Raw genomic sequence first — 22,131 nt, forward strand, 5'->3', positions numbered from 1 at the left:
TCGCGTCTCGGGCGGGTACGCGCAGGCGATGGTGCAGGAGTCGTACTGGATGGGGTCGACGCCGGCCACCGCGTACCCGGCCCTGAGCGGCGACGCGGAGGCCGACGTGGTGGTGGTCGGCGGGGGCATCGCCGGGCTGTGCACGGCGTGGGAGCTGACCGAGGCGGGCCGCCGGGTGGTGCTGGTGGAGGCGGACCGGATCGCGGCGGGCGTCACCGGGCACACCACGGCGAAGCTGTCCGTGCTGCACACGACCATCTACGACGAGCTGCGGCGCTCGTCCGGCCGCGAGGCGGCCCGGCAGTACGCCACCTCGCAGCAGCAGGCGGTGGAGCGGGTCGAGGCGACGGCCGGGCGGCTCGGCATCGACTGCGACCTGGAACGGGTGCCCGCGTACACGTGGGCCGAGTCGGCCGGGGGCGCGGAGCAGCTGCGGGCCGAGGCCGAGGCCGCCGCGGAGGCGGGGCTGGCCGCCTCGTACGTCACCGAGACCGGGCTGCCGTTCGCCGTGACCGGCGCCGTCCGGGTGGAGAACCAGGCCCAGTTCCACCCGCGCAAGTACCTGCTCGCGCTCGCCGGCGACCTGACCCGGCGCGGCGGCCGGATCTTCGAACGGACCCGTGCCGTCGACCTGCACGACGGCCACCCGTGCACGGTGGCCACCGAGGGCGGGCAAACCGTCACCGCCCCGCACGTGGTCGTCGCCACCCACTACCCGGTGTTCGACCGGGCGCTGCTGTTCGCCCGGCTGGAGCCGCGCCGCGAGCTCGTGGTCGCCGGCCCGATCCCGGCCGAGCTCGACCCGCGGGGCGTGCTCATCACGCCCGAGCAGAACACCCGGTCGGTGCGCACCGCCCCGTACGGCGACGGGCAGCGCCTGCTGATCGTCACCGGCGAGCACTTCACGCCCGGGACGGCGCGGGTCGGCGAGCGCTTCGAGCGGCTGGACGGCTGGATGCGCGAGCGCTTCCCCGGCACGGACGTCGCCTACCGCTGGGCGACCCAGGACAACACCACCACCGACGGCGTGCCCTTCATCGGGCCGTTCCATCCGGGCACCGACCGGGTGTTCGTGGCCACCGGCTTCGGCGGGTGGGGGATGAGCAACGGCGTGCTGGCGGGGCAGCTGCTCGCCGCGACGATCACCGGGGCGCCACCGCCCTGGGCGGGTCTGTACGACCCGCGCCGGCTCAACCCGCTGCGCGAGGGCGTGGCGGGGCTGAAGTTCCAGGCGAAGGTCGCGGGTCACTTCGTCGGCGACCGGCTGCGGCCCTCGCCCGTCGCGTCGGTGGACGACCTCGAGCCCGGTACGGGCGCGGTCGTGCGGGTGGGCGGGCGGCAGTGCGCCGTCTACCGCGACGAGGCCGGCGGCGTGCACGCCGTGTCGGCGCGCTGCACCCACCTCGGCTGCATCGTGACCTTCAACGACGCCGAGACCAGCTGGGACTGCCCCTGCCACGGCTCGAGGTTCGCCACCGACGGCGCGGTCATCCACGGCCCGGCCGTGCACCCCCTGCAGCCCGAGGACGTGTAGGCCCGGCGTCGGAGTGCCGGCCGGGGCGGCGCGCGGCGTGCCGCTGCCCGGGGCCCGGGCCGTCGCGCGCGGCGAGGGCGTCGGCGACCGCGCCGGTGGCGAAGCCGTACACCGCCTTGTGCAGCACGTCGACGACCAGCTCGTCGCGCGGCCAGGTCTGCGGCGGCGCGCCCACCCCGGTGGCGTTCTCCAGGATCTGGTCGGTGGTCAGCCGGACGACGGTGAACATGCCGGAGGCCACCGGGCCGCGCAGCCCGGCCTGCGCCATCACGCCGCGCACCACGCCGACCAGCGCCGCCTGCCCGAAGTGCATCGTCAGGTTGCGCCACCGCGGCGGGCGCCCGCGGCCCTCCGGCAGGCCCACCAGCCTGGTGAGCACCAGCCCCGGCACGTACGAGTCCGGGCGCCGGGTGAGCCGCTGCTCGAGCTTCTCCCCCGCCGTCATCACCGCCGCGCCGGCCAGGCCTGCGACGGCGCCCTGCCACAGCGCCCGCCTCATCGTCATCGCAGCACCGCCGGGGTCGCCGCGGCCTTCTGGGCCAGCGCGGCCAGCGCGTCCCGCAGCTCGGGGACGCCCTCGCCGGTCAGCGCGGAGACGGCCAGCGCGTCCGGATAGGCCCGGCGCAGCGCGGTGACCCACTCCGGCGGCGCAATGTCGATCTTGTTGAGCACCAGCTGCTCGGGCAGCTGCCCGGCGCCGATCTCGTGCAGCACGCCGTGCACGGTGGTGATCTGGCCGATGGCGTCGGCCGCCGACGCGTCCACCACGTGCAGCACCAGGTCGCTGCGGGTGACCTCCTCCAGCGTCGAGCGGAACGCGTCGACCAGCTGGTGCGGGAGGTTGCGCACGAAGCCGACCGTGTCGGTCAGCGTGAACGCCGACCCTTCCGCGGTGACCCGCCGCACCGTCGGGTCGAGGGTGGCGAACAGGACGTCCCCGGTCGGCATGCCGGCGCCGGTCAGCCGGTTGAGCAGCGCCGACTTGCCGGCGTTGGTGTAGCCGGTGATCGCGACCGAGGGCAGCTGGTTGCGGGCGCGGCGCCGGCGCAACCGCTCGCGCCGGCGCGCCAGCTCGGCCGTCTCGGCGCGCAGCCGGGTCGCGCGGCGGCGCAGCGTGCGGCGCTGCACCTCGAGGCGCATCTCGCCCGGGCCGCGCACGCCCATGCCGGCGCCGCCGGCCATCCGCCCGCCGCCGACCCGCGACAACGCCCGGCCCTCGCCGCGCAGCCGGGGCAGCTCGTAGACGATCCGGGCCAGCTCCACCTGCAGGCGGCCCTCGCTGGAGCGGGCGTGCTCGCCGAAGATGTCGAGGATCAGCGCCGTACGGTCGACGACCGGCACCCCCGCGACGTCCTGCAGGTTGCGCGCCTGGCCGGGGGTCAGCTCGCCGTCCGCGACGACCACGTGGGCGCCGTGGCGCCGCACCACCGCCGCGAGCTCCCGGGCGCGCCCGGAGCCGAGGAACGTCGCCGGGTCGGGCCGGTTGCGCACCTGCACGACCTCGTCCACGACGGTCAGGCCGTCGGTGTCGGCGAGCCGGCGCAGCTCGTCCAGCGAGGTGCGCGTGCCCGGCGCCGCGTCGGCGGCGTCGTCCGCGCGGACGGCGATCAGCACCGCCCCCGGTCGCCCGGTCCCGTCCTGGACGCCCGCTCCCAGCAACCACACGCCGGCCATCGGCACCCTCTTCTCGTCTCGGTGATCCGGGCCGCGTACCCGCGAGGCGGCCGCTCATGCCCCGCACCGCTACGCGATGCTTGCGGCCCACTCCTCCAGCCCGGCGGCCACGGTGGTCAGCACGCGCAGCGCGGCGCGGCGGCGGGTGATCCCCGGCGGGGCCACGACGCGCACGCACGCCGCCGGGCGGTCGCCGCGGCGCCGGGCGAGCAGCCACGCGCTGTCGAGGTCGGCGACCACGGCGCTGGTCATGGTGAGGCGGTCACGCGCGCTCGGGTCGGAGAGCCGGTCGGTGCTGACCACCGCGCAGACGTGCACGGTCAGGCCGCGCCGGCGCAGGGCCTCGGCGACGGCGGTGGCGCTGCGCAGCCGCAGCGTTCCCGGCACGCGTCCCTCGGTCAGCGCGTCGGCGCGCACCTCGCCGGCCACCACGACGTCGCCGGGACGCAGGCTGGGCGCGAGCGGCTGGCCGAAGCCCGCCACGGCCAGCACGGGGCTCTCCAGCACGTCGGGGCTCAGCGCGGCGCGCCGGGCACGACGGTAGCCGGGGCCGACGGGCCGTACGGTCAGCCGGCTCTCGCCGTCCGCGGACAGCCCCCGGCGCAGCGCGGCCGCCTCCACCCACGTCGGGGCGAGCATCGTGCCCTGCCGCGTCCCGGGGCGCGGCACGACGGGGTACTCGCCGGAGTCGAAGGGCGGCAGCTCGCCGCTCTGCAACGGATTCATGGTCGTCACCTCTCGGCGGCGCTCTCGGCACACAGAAGCCGGAGCCGCGTTCCCGCGACTCCGGCCTTCAATCGGCGTCACCGATGCAGATGTGTGCCAATCCGCGCGCCTGACGGCGGCGACCGGTCAGTTCGGGCCGGTCCGCCCGAAAGGCGAAGTGCCGTCCGGGGACGGGCGCAGCCGTCGTCCCTCCTCCGAGGTGGGGTCAGGGTCGCCCTGCTCCTCGCCGGCCGCCTGCTGCTCGGTGTCGCGGTCCTGCGCCCGCGCGCCGTGGCCGTACTCGGTCTCGGAGCCGGCGTCCTCGCCCGTCAGGTCGTCGACCTGTCCGTCCTGCGAGTTGCTCGCCATCGCCCGGGTCAGCTCGGACAGCGGCAGCTTGCTCTCGTCGCGCCAGACGCCTTCAGTCGATTCGCTCATGGAGGAGCGGTTACCCACCTCTCGGGGTCGTGTAACGGCCGGCCGGGCCGGTAGGGGCCGAGGTCGTCGCCCGGCTGCCCGGCGACGATCTCGCGGGCGGCGAGCTCGCCCAGCAGCGGGCCGAGCGTCATGCCGCTGTGCGTCACGCTCACGTACGCGTTCTCCAGCCCCGGCAGCCAGCCGACCAGCGGGTGCCCGTCCACCGGCAGCGGCCGCACGCAGACCCGGTGCTGCGCCTCGCGCGGCTCGAATCCGGCGATCAGCTCACGGGCGCGGGCGAGCACCACCTCGCCGTCATCGGTGTCGCCCGCCTCCAGCTGCACCCCGCCACGCACGGGGCGCAGGCTCAGCCCCGGCGCGTTGACCACCCGCCCCACCGGCACGGCGCCGAAGGCCCGGGTCACCAGGCACGGCGCGGGCGAGCCGGGCTCCTCGGCGGGCACCAGCGGCACCGAGGCGCCGAGCGGTTCCAGCAGGCGCGGGATCCGCCAGCCGGCGCAGGACACGTAGACGTCGGCGTGCAGCCGCTCACCGCCGGGCAGCCGGACGGCGGCCACGCGCGAGCCCCGGGCCTCGAACGACACGTCCCCGCCCGTGACGACCAGCCGGGCGCCGCGCTCCCGCGCGCGGGTCAGCAGGGCCTGCACGGCCTGGTCCCCGTACACGAAGGCCTCGCCGGGAAAGAACGCGACCTGGGCGTCGTCCGGGACCCGCAGCGCCGGCTCCAGCACGGCGGCCCGCCCGGCGGTCAGCTCCTCGACCGGGTAGCCCCAGTCCCGCAGGCGGCGCAGCCGGTCGTCCAGCTCGCCCGGGCCGGCCCAGGTGAGGCTGCCGGTCGGCACGTGCCACGGCTCGCCCGCGGCGAGCTCGCGCCACGAGGCGATCCCCCGCACGTTGAGGTCGTGGTAGTGGCGCGGCAGCTTGTGGTTGGCGTTGAGCCAGGCCAGGCTCGACCCGCTGGTGCCGGAGCCGGGCTCGGCGGCGTCGATCACGGTGACGGCGGCGCCCCGGCGCGTCAGCGCCTCGGCCAGGGCGGCCCCCAGGATCCCGGCTCCCACGACGGCGACATCGACCACGGCACCCGCGTACCCCGGGCGACCGCGGCCATGCGCGCCTCCGTCAGGCCGCGAGCACCAGCGCGAGCGGTCCGGTCCGGTTCTTCTTCGCCTCGTACATCGCGGCATCGGCGCGGGCGATCAGCTCGTCGGCCTCGGCGGTGCCGCGCGGGGCCCACGCGACGCCCACGCTGGCCTGCGGCGTCAGCAGCTGTCCGTCGAAGTCGGCGCCGCCGCCCTCGAGCGCCGTGAGCAGCCCCGCGGCCACCCGGCGGGCGTGCTCGGGCCCGGTCACCTCCCGGCAGATCACCACGAACTCGTCGCCGCCCATCCGCCCGACCACGCCGCCGGCCGGGACCGCGAGCCGCAGCCGGGCCGCCACGTGGGTCAGCAGCAGGTCGCCGGCCGCGTGCCCGTACCGGTCGTTGGTCTGCTTGAAGCCGTTGAGGTCGACGAAGACCACGGCGGTTCCCGCGTGCGCGTCCGGCGCGGCCACCGCCTCCTGCAGCGCGGTGAGCGTGGCGGCCCGGTTGAGGCAGCCGGTCAGGGCGTCGAAGGTGGCGCGGTGCCGCAGCTCCTCGCGCAGGCGGACGTCCTCGGTGACGTCGGCCAGGCAGACGATCGCGCCGGTCACGGCGCCGTCCTCGCCGGTCAGCGCCCGCAGGTTCGCGCGGATCCGGCGCACGCCGTGCGGCTCGTGATACCCGTACTCGAGGTCGGCGTCGACACCCGAACTCAGCGCCCGCGCGAGCGCGTCGTCGACGGCCGGGCGGTCGGCGGGCAGGACGGTGCGCAACAGCCTCTCGCCCAGCGCGTCGCCGGCCCGGGCGCCCACCGTGCGGGCGGCGCGGTCGTTGAGGTAGGTGATACGGCGCTCGGCGTCGATCTGCAGGATGCCCATCGGCAGCGTCTCGGTGAGCCGGCGCAGCAGCTGCTCGCCGGCGCGCACCGCCTCCTGCGCGGCCATCTCGTCGGAGATGTCCAGCATCTCGCCGACCACGCCGGGCCGCACGGGGTCGCCGAGCCGGTTGTGGTTGGTGATCTCGAACCACACCGCGTGCCCGTCGCGGTGCAGGTGCCGCAGCCGCACGCGGCGGGCCGACCCGGGCGCCGTGTTGAGCAGGTCCATCCAGCTCGCGATCGCGCGCTCGTGGTCGTCGGGGTGCACCAGGTCCAGGGCGCGCCGCCCGACCACCTCGCCGGCCGGCCAGCCGAGCAGCGCCGTGATCTCCGCGCCCGCCGCGGTGATCACCGCGTTGCGGTCCTTGTGCACCGTGACCATCCGCGGGCGTACGTCGCCGTGCGTCAGCGAGACGGCCGCGTGGTCCTCCATGCCGCTGATCACGCCGACGTGCACGCCGAGCCGGTGGGTGAGGTCTATCAGGTGCAGCCGCGCCTGCCGCTCCGGGTCGGCGATCGGGTGCACCACGCAGTCCGCCGCCCCGTCGGCCAGCAGCCGGTGCCAGGCGTCGATGACGGCCTTGTGGTCGGCGCCGACGACCAGGTCGAGCGCCGACGCCGGGCCCTCGATCGGCCGCAGCCCGGCGCCGGCCAGCTCGTCGGGCAGCGGCACGAACATCCCGGACGTGCCGATGGCGCCGATGAAAGCGCCGGGGTGCCGCGCGAGGGTCGCGGTCAGGACGGCCTCGCGGTCCGCAGGATCCATACTCCCGGTATCGGCCGGCCGGGCCGCCCGCTGAAGACTTCCGGGCCGAAGGGCGCTCAGGATGCCGGGCGGGCTGCCGATGGAGGCGGTCATGCCGGTCAACCGCCTCGACGAACACGGGGCCGATTACTGGGCACGCCAGGTCCGCGTCGGCGCGCTCATCGCCCTGCTGGTCACCCTGCTGGGCGCGGTCCAGGTGCTCGCCAACTGGGCGCCCGCGGAGCGCTGGTGGGCGGCGCCGCTGATCGGGGCGGCGCTGGCCCAGGGCTCGCTGGCCCTGATGCCGTGGCGGCGCTGGGTCCGCGACGCCGGCGTCCGCACGGCTCTGATCCTCTGGTGGGTGCTCGAGATCCCGGCGCTGGCGGCCGTGGCGTACAAGGATCCGAACGGGGTCGTCTTCTACCTGCCGTGCGCCATGCTGATCGTCATCCTCGCCACCGCGCTGTACCGCACCGTCGTCGTGGCCGCGCTGGGCGTCGTGGCGATCGCCGGCTTCTTCGCGCTGCTGCCCGGGCACCCCGGCACCGGCACGGCCCTGATCGCCGGGATGGTGTCGGTCATGGGCTGCGTCGTGCTGATCACCTCGATCATCGCGCACAACCGGCGGCGGCTCGACGACCGGCGCCGGGTGGCGGAGCGGCGCACCGAGGCGCTGCTGCAGAACTCGCCCGAGGTGGTCGTCGCCCTCGGGCGCGACGGGGACGTCCGGTACGTCTCACCGTCTGTCCGGTCGGTGCTCGGCTACGACCCCGCATCGGTCACCGGCACGCTGCTGACCGAGCTGGTCCACCCCGACGACCTGCCGCGGATGCGCACCTGGACGGCGACGCTGCGCGGGTCGGCGCCGGGCACGACCGCCGAGGTGGAGACCAGGCTCCGCCGGGCCGACGGCTCGTGGGCCGTGCTGGACGCGATCGGCACCAACTGCCTCGCCGACCCCGACCTGGGAAGCGTCGTGCTCAGCGCGCGCGACGTCGGCAGCCGCAAGGCGCTCGAGGAGCAGCTCAGCCGGCAGGCGTTCACCGACGCGCTCACCGGCCTGTCCAACCGGGCGCTGTTCCGCGATCGCCTGCACCACGCCACCGCCCGCCGCGACGCCGGCGTGACCGTGCTGCTGATCGACCTGGACGACTTCAAGGACGTCAACGACAACCTCGGGCACAGCGCCGGCGACGAGCTGCTCACCACGCTCGCCGCGCGGCTGCGCGACAACGTGCGCCCCGGCGACACGCTCGCCCGGCTCGGCGGCGACGAGTTCGCCGTGCTGATCGAGGACCTGGACGGCCGCGACCCCGGCGCGCTGGCCGACCGGCTGCTGCGCGAGCTGCGCCAGCCGATGCGGCTGGGCAGCCGCGACATCCGGTGCACGGCCAGCATCGGCGTGGCCGACAGCCGCGACCTCAGCGGCCCGGCGGGCGAGGAGCTGCTGCGCAACGCCGACCTGGCGATGTACGCGGCCAAGCGGCAGGGCCGCAACGCGTACGCCCTGTTCGACCCCGGCATGTACGCGAGCCTGGTCAACGAGGCCCAGGTGCGCACCGAGATGGAGGCGGCGCTGGCCGGCGAGCAGTTCGTCGTGCACTACCAGCCCGTGGTCGACCTGCCCACCCAGCGCGTCACCGGCGTCGAGGCCCTGGTCCGCTGGCAGCACCCGGAGCGCGGGCTGCTCGCCCCGCAGCACTTCATCGACACCGCGGAGGAGAGCGGCCTGATCGTGCCGCTGGGCCGCTGGGTGCTGCAGGAGTCCTGCCGCCAGCTGGCCCGCTGGAACCAGGCCGGCCTGCGGATGAACATCAACCTGTCGGCCCGCCAGTTCCAGGACGCCCACCTGGTCGCCGACGTCCGCGACGCGCTGGCCACCTCCGGCGTCGACCCCGCCTGCATCACGCTGGAGCTCACCGAGTCGATGCTGCTCCAGGACATCGACGCGGCGACCGAGACGCTGCACGCGCTGCGCCGCCTGGGCGTGCGCCTGGCCATCGACGACTTCGGCACGGGGTACTCGTCGCTGAACTACCTCAAGCGCCTCCCCGTCGACATCCTCAAGATCGACCGGGCGTTCATCACCCAGGTGGCCACCGACGCCGAGGACAAGGCGCTGGTCGACGCGGTGGTGAGCCTGGGCCAGGCGCTGCAGCTGCAGACCGTGGCCGAGGGCATCGAGACCGACGACCAGTGGGCGACGCTGCGCCGGCTGGGCTGCGACTACGGCCAGGGCTACCTGTTCGGCCGCCCGGCCGACGCCGAGACGATCGAGCACCTGCTCACCACCCCGGCCCTCTCCGACGCCTCCTAGCGGCGTCGAACGGCGCCGGATCAGCCCGCTCCCTCATGCGGCCGCTCGGTCTCAGGCGCCCGTCACTCGAGCAGGGGCATGCGGGCGCTCTCGTTCGTCCGACCGGAAGCTCCACGGCGCACCGCCCCCGAGGCATACACCGCCCATCCGGCCGAGCCGTTCGCGATCACTCCTCGTCCAGCAGCTCACCCACCCTCCCGAGCACGGCCCGCCACTGCGCCGGCCGCACGTTCTCCCGGATCTGCCCCGCCAGCTCGGCGGCCACCAGCTCCACGATCTGCTCCGCCAGCGACCTTCCCCGCCCCGGCGCCACCCCACGGCCGGCCGAATCCCGCTCCCGCGGCTCCGCCTGCGCCACGTCCACCACAGAGTCCGACTCGGACACACGCGCCCGCAGGTCCCCTTCTGCCGCGCCCACCGCACGGTCCGCCCCAGAGACGCGCGCCCACAGGTCCCCTTCTGCCGCGCCGACCGCACAGTCCGCCCCAGAGACGCGCGCCCGCAGGGCGCCTCCTGCCGCGCCAACCACAGGCTCCGCCTCAGGAACGCGCGCCCGCGGCACTCCGTCTGTCGCGCCCACCGCAGGCTCCGCCCCGGAGACACCGGACCGCGGCTCCCCGCCTGCCACGCCGACCACAGGCTCCGCCCCGGGAACGCGCGGCCGCGACGCCCCGTCTGCTCCGCGCACCGCAGGCGCCGCCCGGGGGACCGGCGCCGGCTGCTCCCGTTCGGTCGCACCCACCACAGGCCCAGCTTCGGACGCACGCAACAACGGTTTCGGCTCGGTCCCGCGGGATATCGGGACCGGTCCCGCCACGCGCGACGGCGGCTCGGACGCACGCGACGGTTCCTGCTCCGTCTCACGCGGTGCCGGCACCGACCCGGCCACGTACGACGACGGCTCGCTATCGACCGGGCGGAGCGGCGGCTCCGGCTCGGCCGCCCCACGCCCCCGCTCGAACTCGAGCATCCGCCAGTCCGGCTCGGCCGTCCGAGACACCGGCTCCGGCCCGGCCGTCCGATACACCGGCTCCGGCTCGGTCGTGCGAGACACCGGCTCCGGCTCGGTCGTGCGAGACACCGGTTCCCAGCCGACCCCACCAAGTGCCGGCCTCTGCCCAGGGACGCGCGACCGGTCCCCCGTCTCGGTGATGCGGACTGCCGAGTCCGGCTCGCCGCTATGGGCCTGCCCGTCCCGGCGGAGTGACCCCTCCGGTTCGAGCACACGCCCGGCCTGTTCCGGCAAACGGATCACCGGCTCAGCGGCGCGAGGCGCCGACTCGGGCTCGTCCGCGCGGAACGCCGACTGAGCCGGGCGCGGCCCGGACTCTGGGCCGACCGCGGGGAACGCCGACCGAGCGGAATGCGGCTCAGCAGTGCGGAAAGCCGCCTCACCGCCCGGCGCGAACGTCGGCACCGACTCGGCGGAAAGCGAAGGCTCCCGCAGCCCCGAGGAGGGCACGGGCTCCGGCTCAACGGCCAGGGAGGTCGCCCGCTCTCCGAAGGGGGACAACGGACCGGGCTCGACGGCCAGGGAGGTCGCCGGCTCGGGTTCGCTCGTGCGAGACACCGGCTCCGGCCCGGCAAGCCGCGGGCCCGACTCGTCCACCGGCTCGCCCCAGGAGAACGACAGCTCGCTCAACAGGAACGAGGGCTCCGTCAAACGCCGCACCGGCCCGGGCATGTCCGACGCAGCCTCAGGCGCGTCTACTACGCGTTCAGGCACGTCGATCACTGACCGAGGCCCATCGAACACCAGTCCCGAGGCGTCGAACGCCGGCTCAGGCGCGTCAATAACGTGTCCGGGCGCGGCGACCGCTGCAGAAGAGCGATCGAACACCGGCCCGGGGACGCCGAACGCCGACTCTGGCGCATCGACCACGCGCCCAGGCGAGTCAACCGCCGACCGAGGCAGGTCAACCGCGAACACAGACACATCGAGCACCGGCACATCCAGCGCCGGCACGTCGAGCACCGGCTCGGGAACGACGAAGGTCGGCTCGGCCATGCGCGGCGCAGGCACGGCGGCCGTGCCGATTGCGGGGGGCACGGTGATGGTGCGGGTGAGCTCGTACCGGCCGATCGGTGAGGGCTCGCCCACCGCGGGCAGGACGCCGACCACGTGCAGGTAGCGGGTGGTCCGGGTCAGGGCCACGTAGAGCAGCCGGTGGCCGCGGTCGTCCTCGGCGAGGATCGCCTTGGGCTCGACCACCACGGCGGCGTCGAACTCGAGGCCCTTGGCCTCCTGCGGGCTGACCAGGTTGACGCCCTGGCCCAGCTCGTTGCGCGAGGCCGCCCGCCACGCCACGTCGCGCAGCGCCAGCTCGGTCTCGATCTCGGAGCGGTGGGCGGCGGGGCAGATGATGGCCACGGAGCGGCCGTGGGAGGCGTGCGCCATCGCGGCCTCGACCGCGACGCCGGCCCGGCTGTCGTCGTCGACCAGGCGGAACACCGGGTCGGCGGGGCCGTCGCGGACCACCTGCGGCGCGACGATGCCGGGCGCCGCGATCGGCAGGAGCCGCTCGGCGACCTCGAACACCTGGCGGGGAACGCGGTAGCCGTAGCGCAGCTCGGCGATGCGCTGCGGCAGCTGGGCGGGCAGGTGCTCGAGCACGTCGTCCCAGTCGTCGCGGGCCCACAGGCCGGTGGACTGGGCGATGTCGCCGACCACGGTCATCGAGCCGGACCCGCAGCGCAGCGCGATCGAGCGCAGCTGCATGGGCGAGAGGTCCTGCGCCTCGTCGACGACGATGTGCCCGTAGCGCTCGTCGATGCCGTTGATCTGCGCCTCGAGGTGGTCGAGCAGGGGCAGGTCGGCGTCGCTCCACACCTCCTCGGACAACCGCTCGCCGGGCCGGCGGTGCAGCAGCGCGATGTCTCGGGCGGTGAGCGACGCGCCCGCGGCGGCGATCAGCCGGTCGCGCGAGCCGTAGAGCTCGCGCAGGAACGCCGCCGCGGTGAACGACGGCCACACCCGCTCGATGAGCTGGTCGAGGCTCGCCCGCACGCCGAGCCGGCGCTCGCGGGCCCGCTCGGTGGCCGCGTTGACCATGAGGCTGCGGAAGATCTGCCGCTGCTGGGCGAACGTGCCGGGGGTCTGCCGGCTGCGCGCCACGAACTGGCCGATCTCGTCGGCGGTGAACACCACCGGCCGCCCGTCGAGCTGCACCTCGAGGGGCCGCTGGTCGGCCGGCACGCCGACGCGGTCGTAGAGGGCCCGCCGCAGCAGCCCGGCCATCCGCCCGTCGCCCTTGAGCCGGGCGACCTCGGCGCTCTCGGCGCGCCCGCGCTTGACCGGCGGGTGGAACTGCCCGATGTCGCGCTGCACGACGCTGGTGTCGCCGAGGCTGGGCAGCACCGTGCGGGTGTATCGGGTGAACGTCGGCGTCGGACCGACGATCAGCACGTCCTGCGCGGACAGCTCGTCGCGGTAGTTGTAGAGCAGCCACGACACCCGGTGCAGCGCCACGGCCGTCTTGCCCGTGCCGGGACCGCCCTGAATGATCAGCATCTCGTCGAGCGGCGCGCGGATCAGCTCGAACTGGGCGGCCTGGATGGTGCGGACGATGTCCTGCATCTGGCCGGTGCGGTCGCGGTTGAGGTCGTCGAGCAGCGCGTCGCCGGGCTCCTCGAGCTCGGCCACCGCGGCGGCGAGCTGACGGAACACCACGTCGCTGAACGCGTCGATGACGTTGCCGGTGCAGTCGAAGCTGCGTTTCATCACCAGGCCGGCGGCGTCGGCGTGGGTGGCCGTGAAGTACCGCGCGGCGGCCGGGGCCTGCCAGTTGACGACCAGCACCTCGGAGTCGTCGTCGAAGATCGTGTGGTAGCCGACGTACAGCGTCTCGCCGTCCTCGTCGTCCATGCGGCCGACCGCGACCGCGTCGTCGGGCTCGCCGATGCGCTGCACGCGGGCCTCGGCGTCCTTGCGCAGCCGCGCGGCGGCCCCCGCGTTGGCCGCGGCGGCCGGGGCGTCGAGCAGCGCGCGCCGCATGCGCTCGCGGTGGTCCGACACGTGGTCGAAGTACCTCTGCTCGGCTGCAAGAACCTCCGCGCCCGGCTCCACCGGCACTCCTCCCTCACGAGCGACCAGTCCACGATGCGCGAAGGTTGCAGCGGCAACCATCACCCATTCGCATGATCAGCAACTGACCGTGTCGCAAGCAAAGCAGAGGGGTACGACAAGAACGCGTCACGCGACGCGCAGGGCGATCACCGGCCCGTTCACTCCCCGGGCGCTCGACCGGCGTGGTCCACGAGCTCGGCGGCGCTGGCCTGCTTGCCGTGCCGGGCGCAGTGCGCGCAGCAGTAGAACACGCCGTCGGCCTCCACGCCGTGGCCGACGACCTTGACCCCGCAGTGCTCGCAGACCGGGGCCAGCTTGTGGATCGCGCACTCGAACGAGTCGAACACGTGGACGTTGCCCGCCGCGTGCACCTCGAAGCTCAGCCGGTAGTCGTTCCCGCACACCTCGCATGTCGCCATGGGTGCCTCCCTCGTCGTCGCGCCGCTGGTCAGCCCGCGTTGAAGTTGTCGGAGACGTCGCGCCCCAGGTGGGTCATGGTCTCGGCGAGCAGGTCGCGCAGCCGCGACTCGTCCACCAGCCCGTCGGGCGCCTCCACCTCGGCCTCGAGCACGCTGCCGCCGGCGGGCGCGTCCTGCACGCGGGCAACGGCCTGCAGGCCCGAGACGTCGAGCGACCGCCACCGTACGCGCAGCTCCTCCGCGTCCGTGTCGACCGTGAACTCGTGCAGCCGCGAGCCGGCCTCCACGCGTACGCGCTGGTCCTTGACCGATTCCGTACGCATGCCGCGCGGCAGCCACCGGGTGATCCGGTCGGGGTCGGTCAGCACCCCGAAGACCACCTCCGCGGGCGCGTTGAACTCGGAACGGTCGCTGATGTGTGCGGGCATGCCGCCACAATTCCCCGCACGCGACGCTTCACGCCTCTTCCGGCCGTACGGACCGCGCGCGACAATCGGAATGCCGCGTCACTCGGTCAGGAGGTGGACGTGTCGACCACTGTCGTCCCACAGCGCCCGCTCGAGATCCGCCCGCCCCGTCACGAGAGCGCGCTGCTCGTCCTGAGCGCCACGCGCACCGTGATCAGCCGCGGATGGACCCAGCACACCTGGTACGTCACCAGGCCGCCCGCGGGCCGTCGCCGCCTCTCTGAGCTGTTCCTGCCCGCCAGGCTCGACCGCAGCCAGGTGGTGGGCGCGTGCCTGGTGGGCGGCGTCCTGCAGGGCGCGTGGCAGCTGAGCCCCCGTCCCGAGTACGCCTATCCCGCGATCGACGCCCTGTGGCGCACGCTGTTCGAGGCGGGCGCCGCCGCCGGAGCCGACCCGGTGGGCCCGCCGGTCTCCCCCGTGGTCCGCGCCGCCCGGGTGCGCGACCTCACCACCTGGAACGACCGCCCGTACCGCACCCAGGACGAGGTTGTCCGCCTGGTCGAGCTGACCGCGGCGCGGGTGTCGCCCGTGTCAGCGCGCTGACCCGGGGCCGTACAGCGGGTCGACGCCCTGGAAGGTGCCGTTCGCGACGCGGTCGGTCCAGCGCGTGCCGTCCCACCAGCGGTGCGGGTAGCGCCCCGTCGGGTCCGCCTGCCACGACGCCTGCGGCATGGCCGCCCGCGGCTGAGGAACCTGTGGCTGCGGGACGAAGGGCCGGCTGCCGTACGGCTGACCGAACGACTGCGGGCCCCCACCGGACGGCCACGCGCCGCCGCCCGGCTGCGCGCCGAACGACTGCGGACCACCACCGGACTGCCACGCGCCGCCGCCGGGCTGCGCGGCGAAGGGCTGGGCTCCGCCGCCGGGCGCGTTGCCGAACGTGGGCAGGGCGTTGTTCCGGTGGTTGTGCCACACCTTGAAGATCAGCATCCAGGTGCCGAGCAAAATGTGGAACCCGATCCAGGACGCCAGCTTCATCATCATCAGGAACATCCACAACGGCAGCGGCAGCCGGAAGGACCAGATGCCGCCGTCGTCGTCGGGCGGGTTCAGGAAGGCCGGCGCGCTCAGCGCGACACCGCCCGCGAGCGCGAACAGCCACAGCACGATGCTGCCGAGGAACGCGCCGCCGCTGCCGCTGCCGACGCCGATCATCACGGACAGGCCCACGACGAGCGTGATCGTCCCGACCCACAGGGTGCCTATCCGGAGCAGAAACCTGCGCATGGTCCTCTCTTCTCTCTAGAACGCGCCGAACAGGACGGCGGTGGTCAGGGCGAGCAGCACGACGGCGAGAGCGAGACCCGCCCACTGCACCGGCGCGAGCAGGGACCGCCCGGCGAGCCTGCGCAGGACCGGTCCGTCCGGCCCGGCCAGCACGTCGACGGACCGGGCCTTCCGCCCCGGGCCGGACCCGCGACCGCCGTCGGGGACCACCCGGACCAAGTCGCCGATGCGCAGGACACTCGACTGCCCGGCACCGTGCAGCGTCCAGACGACCGTCTCGCCGGTCTCGGCCCGCAGCGCGAACCGGCACTCCGACGCCAGCCCCCGCCGCAACGCCAGCCGGTCCGCGAGCGCGACCGCCGCCACGCAGACCACCACCACGGCAGAGCCCACCACGAGCAGACCCGTGCCGGCCCGCCCCGCGAGCGCGGTCGCCACCAGCGCCACCAGGGCGATCACCGCGCTCATGGCAACGGCCACCACGCCGATGCCGGGCCGCTGCGCCTCCGCGACCTGGGTGAAGGTGACCGGGCCGGCGATAAGCCCGACATGGGGGTCCTTCCGGACGGCCTCCGCCCCGGCACCATCGGCGGGCATCGGGGGCGGCATGCGGCCGGGCGGAGGAGGCCTGTTGCCGAGCGGAGGAGATGGCACCCCGGCGGGCGTGCTGCCGAGCGGAGGGGGCATGCGGCCGGGTGGAGGCCCGCCTGAAGTGGCCGGTGGGGGCGCCGTTTCGGGCGTCTCCTGGCGGACGCGGCGGGAGGCGTACAGGTGGCCGGAGTCCTCGCGGGGGCGGGCCCAGGGAGGGGGTTCGTCGGTCATCGGCCGGGCTTCAATTGGCGTACGGCGCACTGGTTCTTCAGTTCTCCGTCGGAGAGCCCGGGGAACTGGTTGCCGCACCAGTCGCGTACCGCCTGCGGGTCGGCGAAGTCGCCGATCGCGAACGTGACCCACAGGAACTTGCCGTTCACGACCTGGCGCTTGCCGTAGTCGGTGCTCTTCACCAGGATCACCGGGTGGTCGGCGCTGCCGTGCTCGTCGCGCAGGGCCACGTGCTCGGCGAGGATGTCCGTGGCCTCGAACGTGTGCGAGCCGGTCGGCGTGGTCTGGAACTTGTCGACGATCCCCGGATACTTCGAGGCGATCTGGGCCGCGTACTGGTCGTCGAACGAGACCGTCGCCAGCCCGTCCGCCCTGAGCTGCTCGAGTTGCTCGAGCGCCCCCTCCTCGGTGGTGGCGTCCTCGGTCGGCGGCGTCTCGGGCGGGGTGGTCTCCGGCGCGGTCGTCTCCGGCGCGGTCGTCTCCGGCGGCGTGGTCGCGGGGTCCTCGGGAAGCGTCGTCGCGACGGTCGCGGGCGGCGCCCCGAACGGTTCGGCCTGCGCCTCCGGCTTGTCGCCCTGGCCCATCACGATCACCGTCACCGTGGCGACGGCCGCCAGCACCGCAGCCGCCGCGCCACCCATCACGAGCAGACGACGTCCCCCACCCGGCCCGGAGGAGGGCGAGGGGTTGGCCGGAGGTCGGGCGTCCAAAGGAGGGGGCGGGTAGGCCGGAGGTGGGACGTCCGAAGGAGGGGGCGGATAGGCCGAGGGCGGAGGGTCGAAGGACGGCGGCGGATAGGCCGAAGGTGGAGGGTCGAAGAACGGCGGTGGGTAGGACGAAGGCGGGGCGTCGGAGGGCGGCGCCGGCGCGACGGAAGGCTGGGCCCCCGAGGCGGCCGGCGGGGCGAAAGGCTGCGCAGTCGGCGGCGGTCCGGACGGCGACGACGCGGCAGGAGGGGCTGCGGGCGGGGGCGCGGAGGTGGGCGGCGGCGAGGGCTCGCCGGAGAAGAGGGAAGACGTGTCCCACAGGCCGCCGGGTTGTTCGGGCTCGGGCATGTCAGTCTCCGAAGACGACGACGCGGCGGCTGCGGGGAGCGCCGGCGCCCACGTCGGCGGTCACGGGCGGCTTGCCGGCGGGGACGGCGCGGTCGCGGCCCCAGGCCCGGATCTCCTCGATCTGCTCCGGGTTGGTGCGGCTCAGCGGCATGGTGTTCGCGAACGTGTCCACCACGAACTCGGGCCGCAGCGACTGCGGGCCGTTCAGGAAGATCTGCTCGCCGACCTCGTGCAGCGCCGACTCGATGTCCGAGCCCGCGAAGCCCTCGGAGAGCCCCACGAGCTTGTCCACCAGCTCGGGCTGGGGTTCCTGCCGGACGTACCGCCGGTAGTACATCTCGATGATCTCGTGGCGGTCGGTCGTGTCGGGCAGGTCGACGAAGAACAGCTCGTCGAAGCGGCCCTTGCGCAGCAGCTCGGGCGGCAGCGACCGTACGTTGTTGCTGGTCGCCACGACGAAGACGCGGTGGCGCGACTCCTGCAGCCAGAACAGGAACTGCCCGATCAGCCGCTGGCTCACCCCGGTGCTGTCGTGCTGCCCGGCGAGCCCCTTCTCGATCTCGTCGATCCACAGCACGCACGGCGCCACCCGGTCGGCGGTCTCCAGCGCCTCGCGCAGCCGCCCCTCGGACTGCCCGACGTACTGCCCGAGGATCGCGCCGAGGTCGAGCCGGTACAGCGGCAGCCGCCACTCCGCCGCGATCGCCTTGGCCGACAGCGACTTGCCGCAGCCGGGCACGCCGACCAGCAGCACCCCGCGCGGCGGCCGCAGCTCGGTGCCGCGCAGGTCGGACGTCATGATCCGCTGCTTGCGGCCGAGCCACGCGCGCAGGCTGCTGAGCCCGCCCACCAGGGAGTCGGCCGGCTGGAGCTTCACGCGTTCGAGGCCCGACAGCGAGCCGAAGTGCTTGTCCTTGAACTCCGCCAGCCGCGCGACGTCGTCCTTCTCCACCGAGCCCTTGGCGACCAGCGTGGCCATGACGTTGACCGCGGTGCCCTCGGGCACGCCGACCAGGAACTCGGCCGCGGTCCGCGCGTCCTGCTCGGTCCACGCGATCGGGACGATGCCGTGGTGGTCGCGCAGGAACTCGACGATCACCTCGTACATCTCGCCCGCGTCCGGCAGGTCGAGCGTGACGCTCATGCCGAGCCGTTCGAGGCCGCTCCACAGCGGGGTGTCGGTGACGATGACGACGCTGCCCGAGTTGGCGTCCGCGAGGCGGGCCAGCTCGGCGACGTGGCGGCTGGCGGCGTTGTCGTCGCTGAGGTTCTCCGGGTCGACGAAGACGACGGTCGCCTGGGCGCGGCTGGTGAACTGCTGCGCGGCGAAGTCCATCGCGCCGGTCAGCGACCGGTCCTCCTGGGCGTGCGCGTTGGTGCGCAGGTCGCGCAGGCCGGTGGCCCGGGTGTAGACCCAGAACGGCAGGCTGGCCCGGCGCGGGTTGACGGCCGTCTGCTTGACCAGCCGCAGCGCCCGGGTCTGCTCGATGCTGCGCACGCCGATCAGCGGCACCCGGGCGGAGATGTAGCTGTCGAGGTCCCTGGCGGACTCGGCGTAGTTCGACATGTCGTGCTCCGCAATCAGTGAGGGATCACGCGGCGCCGCGGCGTCACGGTCGGGTCGGCGTCCCACCCGTCGCCGGTGGCGTGGGCCTGGCCCAGCACGGCGGTGAGCGGGTTGTCGCGTACGGTTCGCAGCCGCGCCTCGACCGCGGTGGACGGCCAGCCGTTGCGCCGCATCTGCTGCACGGACGTGTCGATGTCTTCCTGCGTGGAGCGGATCCGGCTGTCGACGGTGGCGGTGAGCTGGGTGCGCATCCCCTCGGTCAGTCCAGGCGCCGCGGCCAGCGCGCGGATCGGCGGCAGCCCCCAGCGGGCGTGGTTGAGCGCGCGAGCCGCGGCGAACTCGTCGCCGCCCGCGCCGCTGAGCTCGCGCAGCAGCGTGTCGGACCAGGTACGAAGCCGCTTGTCGAGGGCCGCAGTGACCTGGTTCATCAGGCGTCCCCACGTGTCCGCGGCGAAGTCCGCGGGCTCCAGCGGCGGCAGTGTCGCCGGGTCGGCCTGAGCTCCGTCCGCCCACTGGTCGAGGAACGAGGTCCAGGCGTGGTACGCCCCTCCGGTCAGCCACATGGTCAGTCCGCCCGGTGGTGGCGCTGGACCAGCATCTCGCCGGGCGGCAGCGGATCCCAGCCGGGCAGGCCGCGCACGTGGCGGCGGCTGCGCCCGGTGACCCGCTCGTGCGGCTTGCTCTGCCGGGCCCACGGCACGTCCTCGGCCGCGGCCGCCGGGAACAGCGGCTCGGCGGCGGGCACGTGCTGCTGGGGGATCTGCGGGTGGTGGCCGTTGGCAGGCTGGGTCATGTCAGGCTCCGCTCCGCGCGCCGGCGTCGGCGACGCGCCGCTCGTAGGGGGAGGACGCGTTGCCGGCCCGCCCGAGGTCGGCGATCAGCGCGCGCACCTCGGGCTCGCGGCCGTCGGCACGCCGGAAGGCGTTGGACCAGTCGACGACCTCGGCGCCGGCGCCGCGCAGCTGGTGCAGCGAGTCCTGCTTGGCACGGGCGAGCAGGTTGCGTACCTCGTCCTGGCGTCTGGCCGCGGCCTGCGACTGCTGCCAGATGATCGCGCCCCAGACGCCGCCCACGAGCAGCGGCACCAGGATCAGCGCCCAGTTCTTGCTGACGGCGGTGCAGACGAACAGCACCACGACGACGGCGACCGGCAGGACGAGGTTTCTGCCCCAGCGGTACGCGAGGCCGTCGATGAACGGCTGCGCCGCGCGGTCCCAGTGGTCGCCGAGCGAGCGTTCCAGCGCCTCCATCGGCTGGGTGAACGAGCCGACCCAGCGGGGCAGCTGGAACACCACCCCCGCGGCGTTGTGCGTGCCCTCGAAGACCGCCTCGACGTTGGACGGCACGGCGGCGCGGTAGTCGCGGCTGTAACCGGCGTGCGCCTGCGTGAACCAGTCGTGACACGACGACACCGCCATCCGCTGCGTGGCCCGCGAGACGCCGAGCTTGCCGGGGTTGAGCGCGGACTCGCTCTGGATGGTGAGGTAGTCGAGCTTCTTGTCCAGCGCCAGCAGGTCGGTGTCCAGCGCCTGGCGCGCGGCCACCAGGTCGCCGCCGGAGCGGACGATGGCGTGGTGCTCGGCGTGCTCGCGGCGCAGCGGCAGCTCCTCGTCGTCGTAGCCGGTGACGAGCAGGTCGAGGATGTCGTCCACCTGGTCCTCGAGGCGGTCCGCCGGGGTGGGCGCCTCGGCGGCCATCGCGGAGTACTCGCGGATCAGGTTCTCGTGCGCGCCCGCCCGGCCCAGCGCCGCGTCCATCTGCGGCCACTGCGGCGACACCGCGACCAGCCTCGGGTACTTCGCGGACGACGACGGCGCCACGTGCCGCTCGAGCTCGGCGCGCCACCGGTCGATCTGGGCGCGCTCGCGGCTCTCGTCGGCCAGCAGCTGGGTGCGCCACGCGTCGAGGCGCTCCTGGATCAGGGCCACCCCGGCCGGGCCGAACGCGCCCTGCGACACCGACTCGAGGATCATCGCGAACTCGCGGCCCAGCTCGCTGGGGTCGAGCGCCGCCAGGTAGTGCCGCAGCCAGCGCAGCGAGCTCTCCCCGCGGCCCTGCCGGCGCAGCGTGAGCGCCATGAACAGCGACGTCTTGGCCGGCGAGCGGCGGTACGCCTCCTGGACCGCCTGCTCGCACAGCTCGGGCTGATCGGCGATCCACGCCTGCAGCGCCACCAGCACGGGCGCCAGCCAGTACCGCGGCGTCTCCATCATCAGCTGCTGGCTCACCTGGCGGGCGACGTCGTCGCTGATCAGGCCGACGTCGAAGCCCTGCAGCATGCCGGTGGCCACGTGCCGGACCTTCTTGTAGTGGCCGAAGCGGTGCTCGAGCTGGCCCTCGACGACGCCGATGCGCGTCTCCGCCCGCTGCACGTGCGCGGTGCGCTGCGCCTCCAGCACGAACTTCTGGAACTCCTGCGTCAGCTGCTGGAGCCGGTTGCTGGTCTCCTGCGCCTGCTGGCCGACCGTGGCGACCTGCATGCCGACCTGGCCGACGCCCTGCTCGACCCGCAGGACGAGCCCCTGCACCTCTTCGACCTTGCGGCGCAGCGTGTAATCGATCTCCGACATGACCCGGACTCCTCTCAGACGACCGAGCCGTCGGCGAGGACGGGCCGCAGCTCTCCGCTCGCGTAGACCTCGACGAACTCGTAGGCGCCGGAGCGGACCAGCATCCGGGCCTGGTTGAACGGCTCCGGCACGGCGTCGGCCGGGGCGTAGTGCTCCAAGATGGACTGCCACAGGTCGAGCCGGTGGTCGACGTACGGCGGGCCGAGGTGGCACAGCGAGAACAGGCCGAGCGGCACGTCGCCGAACTCGCTCTCGTACTCGGCGCGGATCCACCCGGCGAGCTGCGCCCGGGTCGCGGCGTCGAGCCCCGCGTCGCAGCGGTGCGCCGCCTCCAGGATGCCGGCGTGCCTCGGACTGCGTCGTTGCCGGTGGTCGGGCCGGAACAGTTGCCGGTCCTGCCCGGCGGTCGATCGGAGGTCGGGGCGCATCTCGACGCGCCGCCGTCGCGCGAATTCCATTGTTCTCCGGTCGTCTGACGATCTTGCATGGGGATTTCCGGCACCGGGGCCGGTGGCGAGACACTAACAACAGAAATGACGTACTCACCAGGGGTCGTCAATGCCTTCGACC

At 74.3% G+C, this 22,131-nt stretch carries 20 protein-coding genes; 3 read left to right on the forward strand and 17 right to left on the reverse strand.

The window, feature by feature from the left end; translation table 11 throughout:
- The first annotated feature begins 28 nt into the window (after positions 1 to 28).
- Positions 29 to 1,534 (forward strand): FAD-dependent oxidoreductase, encoded by a 1,506-nt coding sequence (locus tag ACSNN8_RS24155; RefSeq protein ID WP_436651687.1) that lies wholly within the window; start codon positions 29 to 31, stop codon positions 1,532 to 1,534.
- Here ACSNN8_RS24155 and ACSNN8_RS24160 read toward each other — a convergent pair.
- From ACSNN8_RS24160 to ACSNN8_RS24185, 6 genes are all read right to left on the reverse strand, one after another.
- Positions 1,488 to 2,039 (reverse strand): hypothetical protein, encoded by a 552-nt coding sequence (locus tag ACSNN8_RS24160; protein WP_436651689.1) that lies wholly within the window; start codon positions 2,037 to 2,039, stop codon positions 1,488 to 1,490. The two genes, ACSNN8_RS24155 and ACSNN8_RS24160, sit on opposite strands and share 47 nt — an antisense overlap.
- Positions 2,036 to 3,208 (reverse strand): GTPase HflX, encoded by a 1,173-nt coding sequence (gene hflX / locus ACSNN8_RS24165; protein WP_436651691.1) that lies wholly within the window; start codon positions 3,206 to 3,208, stop codon positions 2,036 to 2,038. Before hflX ends, ACSNN8_RS24160 begins: the two co-directional genes overlap by 4 nt.
- A gap of 69 nt (positions 3,209 to 3,277) precedes the next feature.
- Positions 3,278 to 3,934, reverse strand: coding sequence for a hypothetical protein (locus tag ACSNN8_RS24170; protein WP_436651693.1), 657 nt, complete (start codon positions 3,932 to 3,934; stop codon positions 3,278 to 3,280).
- 126 nt (positions 3,935 to 4,060) lie between these two features.
- On the reverse strand, positions 4,061 to 4,351 hold the full coding sequence (locus ACSNN8_RS24175) for a hypothetical protein (protein WP_436651695.1): 291 nt from the start codon (positions 4,349 to 4,351) through the stop codon (positions 4,061 to 4,063).
- A complete protein-coding gene (locus tag ACSNN8_RS24180) occupies positions 4,348 to 5,427 on the reverse strand; it encodes an NAD(P)/FAD-dependent oxidoreductase (RefSeq protein ID WP_436651696.1) in 1,080 nt (359 codons plus the stop codon). The genes ACSNN8_RS24175 and ACSNN8_RS24180 overlap by 4 nt, the downstream gene beginning before the upstream one ends.
- Before the next feature lie 43 nt (positions 5,428 to 5,470).
- Entirely contained in the window at positions 5,471 to 7,072 is a 1,602-nt protein-coding gene (locus ACSNN8_RS24185) for a diguanylate cyclase domain-containing protein (protein WP_436651698.1), read from the reverse strand.
- 91 nt (positions 7,073 to 7,163) lie between these two features.
- On the opposite strand from ACSNN8_RS24185, the gene ACSNN8_RS24190 reads away from it, so the two are divergent.
- Positions 7,164 to 9,368, forward strand: coding sequence for a putative bifunctional diguanylate cyclase/phosphodiesterase (locus ACSNN8_RS24190; RefSeq protein WP_436651700.1), 2,205 nt, complete (start codon positions 7,164 to 7,166; stop codon positions 9,366 to 9,368).
- A 166-nt stretch (positions 9,369 to 9,534) separates the two neighbouring features.
- Here the strand turns inward: ACSNN8_RS24190 and ACSNN8_RS24195 are convergent, their stop codons facing one another.
- The 3 genes from ACSNN8_RS24195 to ACSNN8_RS24205 form a co-directional block, all read right to left on the reverse strand.
- A complete protein-coding gene (locus ACSNN8_RS24195; RefSeq protein ID WP_436651702.1) occupies positions 9,535 to 13,434 on the reverse strand; it encodes a UvrD-helicase domain-containing protein in 3,900 nt (1,299 codons plus the stop codon).
- 158 nt (positions 13,435 to 13,592) lie between these two features.
- Positions 13,593 to 13,853, reverse strand: a complete 261-nt coding sequence (locus ACSNN8_RS24200) for a Prokaryotic metallothionein (RefSeq protein WP_436651704.1) — start codon at positions 13,851 to 13,853, stop codon at positions 13,593 to 13,595.
- 29 nt (positions 13,854 to 13,882) lie between these two features.
- Complete coding sequence (locus ACSNN8_RS24205; RefSeq protein ID WP_436651706.1) at positions 13,883 to 14,281, reverse strand: SRPBCC family protein; 399 nt, start codon at positions 14,279 to 14,281, stop codon at positions 13,883 to 13,885.
- 99 nt (positions 14,282 to 14,380) lie between these two features.
- Here ACSNN8_RS24205 and ACSNN8_RS24210 point away from each other — a divergent pair, with 99 nt between their 5' ends.
- Complete coding sequence (locus ACSNN8_RS24210) at positions 14,381 to 14,863, forward strand: DUF6197 family protein (RefSeq protein WP_436651708.1); 483 nt, start codon at positions 14,381 to 14,383, stop codon at positions 14,861 to 14,863.
- On the opposite strand, the gene ACSNN8_RS24215 is transcribed toward ACSNN8_RS24210, so the two are convergent.
- The 8 genes from ACSNN8_RS24215 to ACSNN8_RS24250 all read right to left on the reverse strand — a co-directional run bounded on the left by ACSNN8_RS24215 (position 14,852) and on the right by ACSNN8_RS24250 (position 22,019).
- Positions 14,852 to 15,547, reverse strand: coding sequence for a hypothetical protein (locus tag ACSNN8_RS24215; RefSeq protein ID WP_436651710.1), 696 nt, complete (start codon positions 15,545 to 15,547; stop codon positions 14,852 to 14,854). The genes ACSNN8_RS24210 and ACSNN8_RS24215 overlap by 12 nt on opposite strands.
- A 15-nt stretch (positions 15,548 to 15,562) precedes the next feature.
- A complete protein-coding gene (locus ACSNN8_RS24220) occupies positions 15,563 to 16,144 on the reverse strand; it encodes a hypothetical protein (RefSeq protein ID WP_436651712.1) in 582 nt (193 codons plus the stop codon).
- A 221-nt stretch (positions 16,145 to 16,365) separates the two neighbouring features.
- Complete coding sequence (locus tag ACSNN8_RS24225; protein ID WP_436651714.1) at positions 16,366 to 17,010, reverse strand: hypothetical protein; 645 nt, start codon at positions 17,008 to 17,010, stop codon at positions 16,366 to 16,368.
- Positions 17,011 to 17,425: 415 nt separating this feature from the next.
- On the reverse strand, positions 17,426 to 18,991 hold the full coding sequence (locus tag ACSNN8_RS24230; protein ID WP_436651716.1) for an AAA family ATPase: 1,566 nt from the start codon (positions 18,989 to 18,991) through the stop codon (positions 17,426 to 17,428).
- A 14-nt stretch (positions 18,992 to 19,005) separates the two neighbouring features.
- Positions 19,006 to 19,554, reverse strand: coding sequence for a hypothetical protein (locus ACSNN8_RS24235; protein WP_436651718.1), 549 nt, complete (start codon positions 19,552 to 19,554; stop codon positions 19,006 to 19,008).
- A gap of 2 nt (positions 19,555 to 19,556) precedes the next feature.
- Positions 19,557 to 19,784: a hypothetical protein gene (locus ACSNN8_RS24240; RefSeq protein ID WP_436651720.1), complete on the reverse strand. Its 228-nt coding sequence runs from the start codon at positions 19,782 to 19,784 to the stop codon at positions 19,557 to 19,559.
- A gap of 1 nt (position 19,785) precedes the next feature.
- Positions 19,786 to 21,561 (reverse strand): hypothetical protein, encoded by a 1,776-nt coding sequence (locus tag ACSNN8_RS24245; protein ID WP_436651721.1) that lies wholly within the window; start codon positions 21,559 to 21,561, stop codon positions 19,786 to 19,788.
- Between the two features lie 14 nt (positions 21,562 to 21,575).
- Positions 21,576 to 22,019 (reverse strand): hypothetical protein, encoded by a 444-nt coding sequence (locus tag ACSNN8_RS24250; protein WP_436651722.1) that lies wholly within the window; start codon positions 22,017 to 22,019, stop codon positions 21,576 to 21,578.
- Positions 22,020 to 22,131: the final 112 nt, after the last annotated feature.

The sequence above is a fragment of the Actinoplanes sp. URMC 104 genome, from assembly GCF_051386375.1.
GTDB lineage: Bacteria > Actinomycetota > Actinomycetes > Mycobacteriales > Micromonosporaceae > Actinoplanes.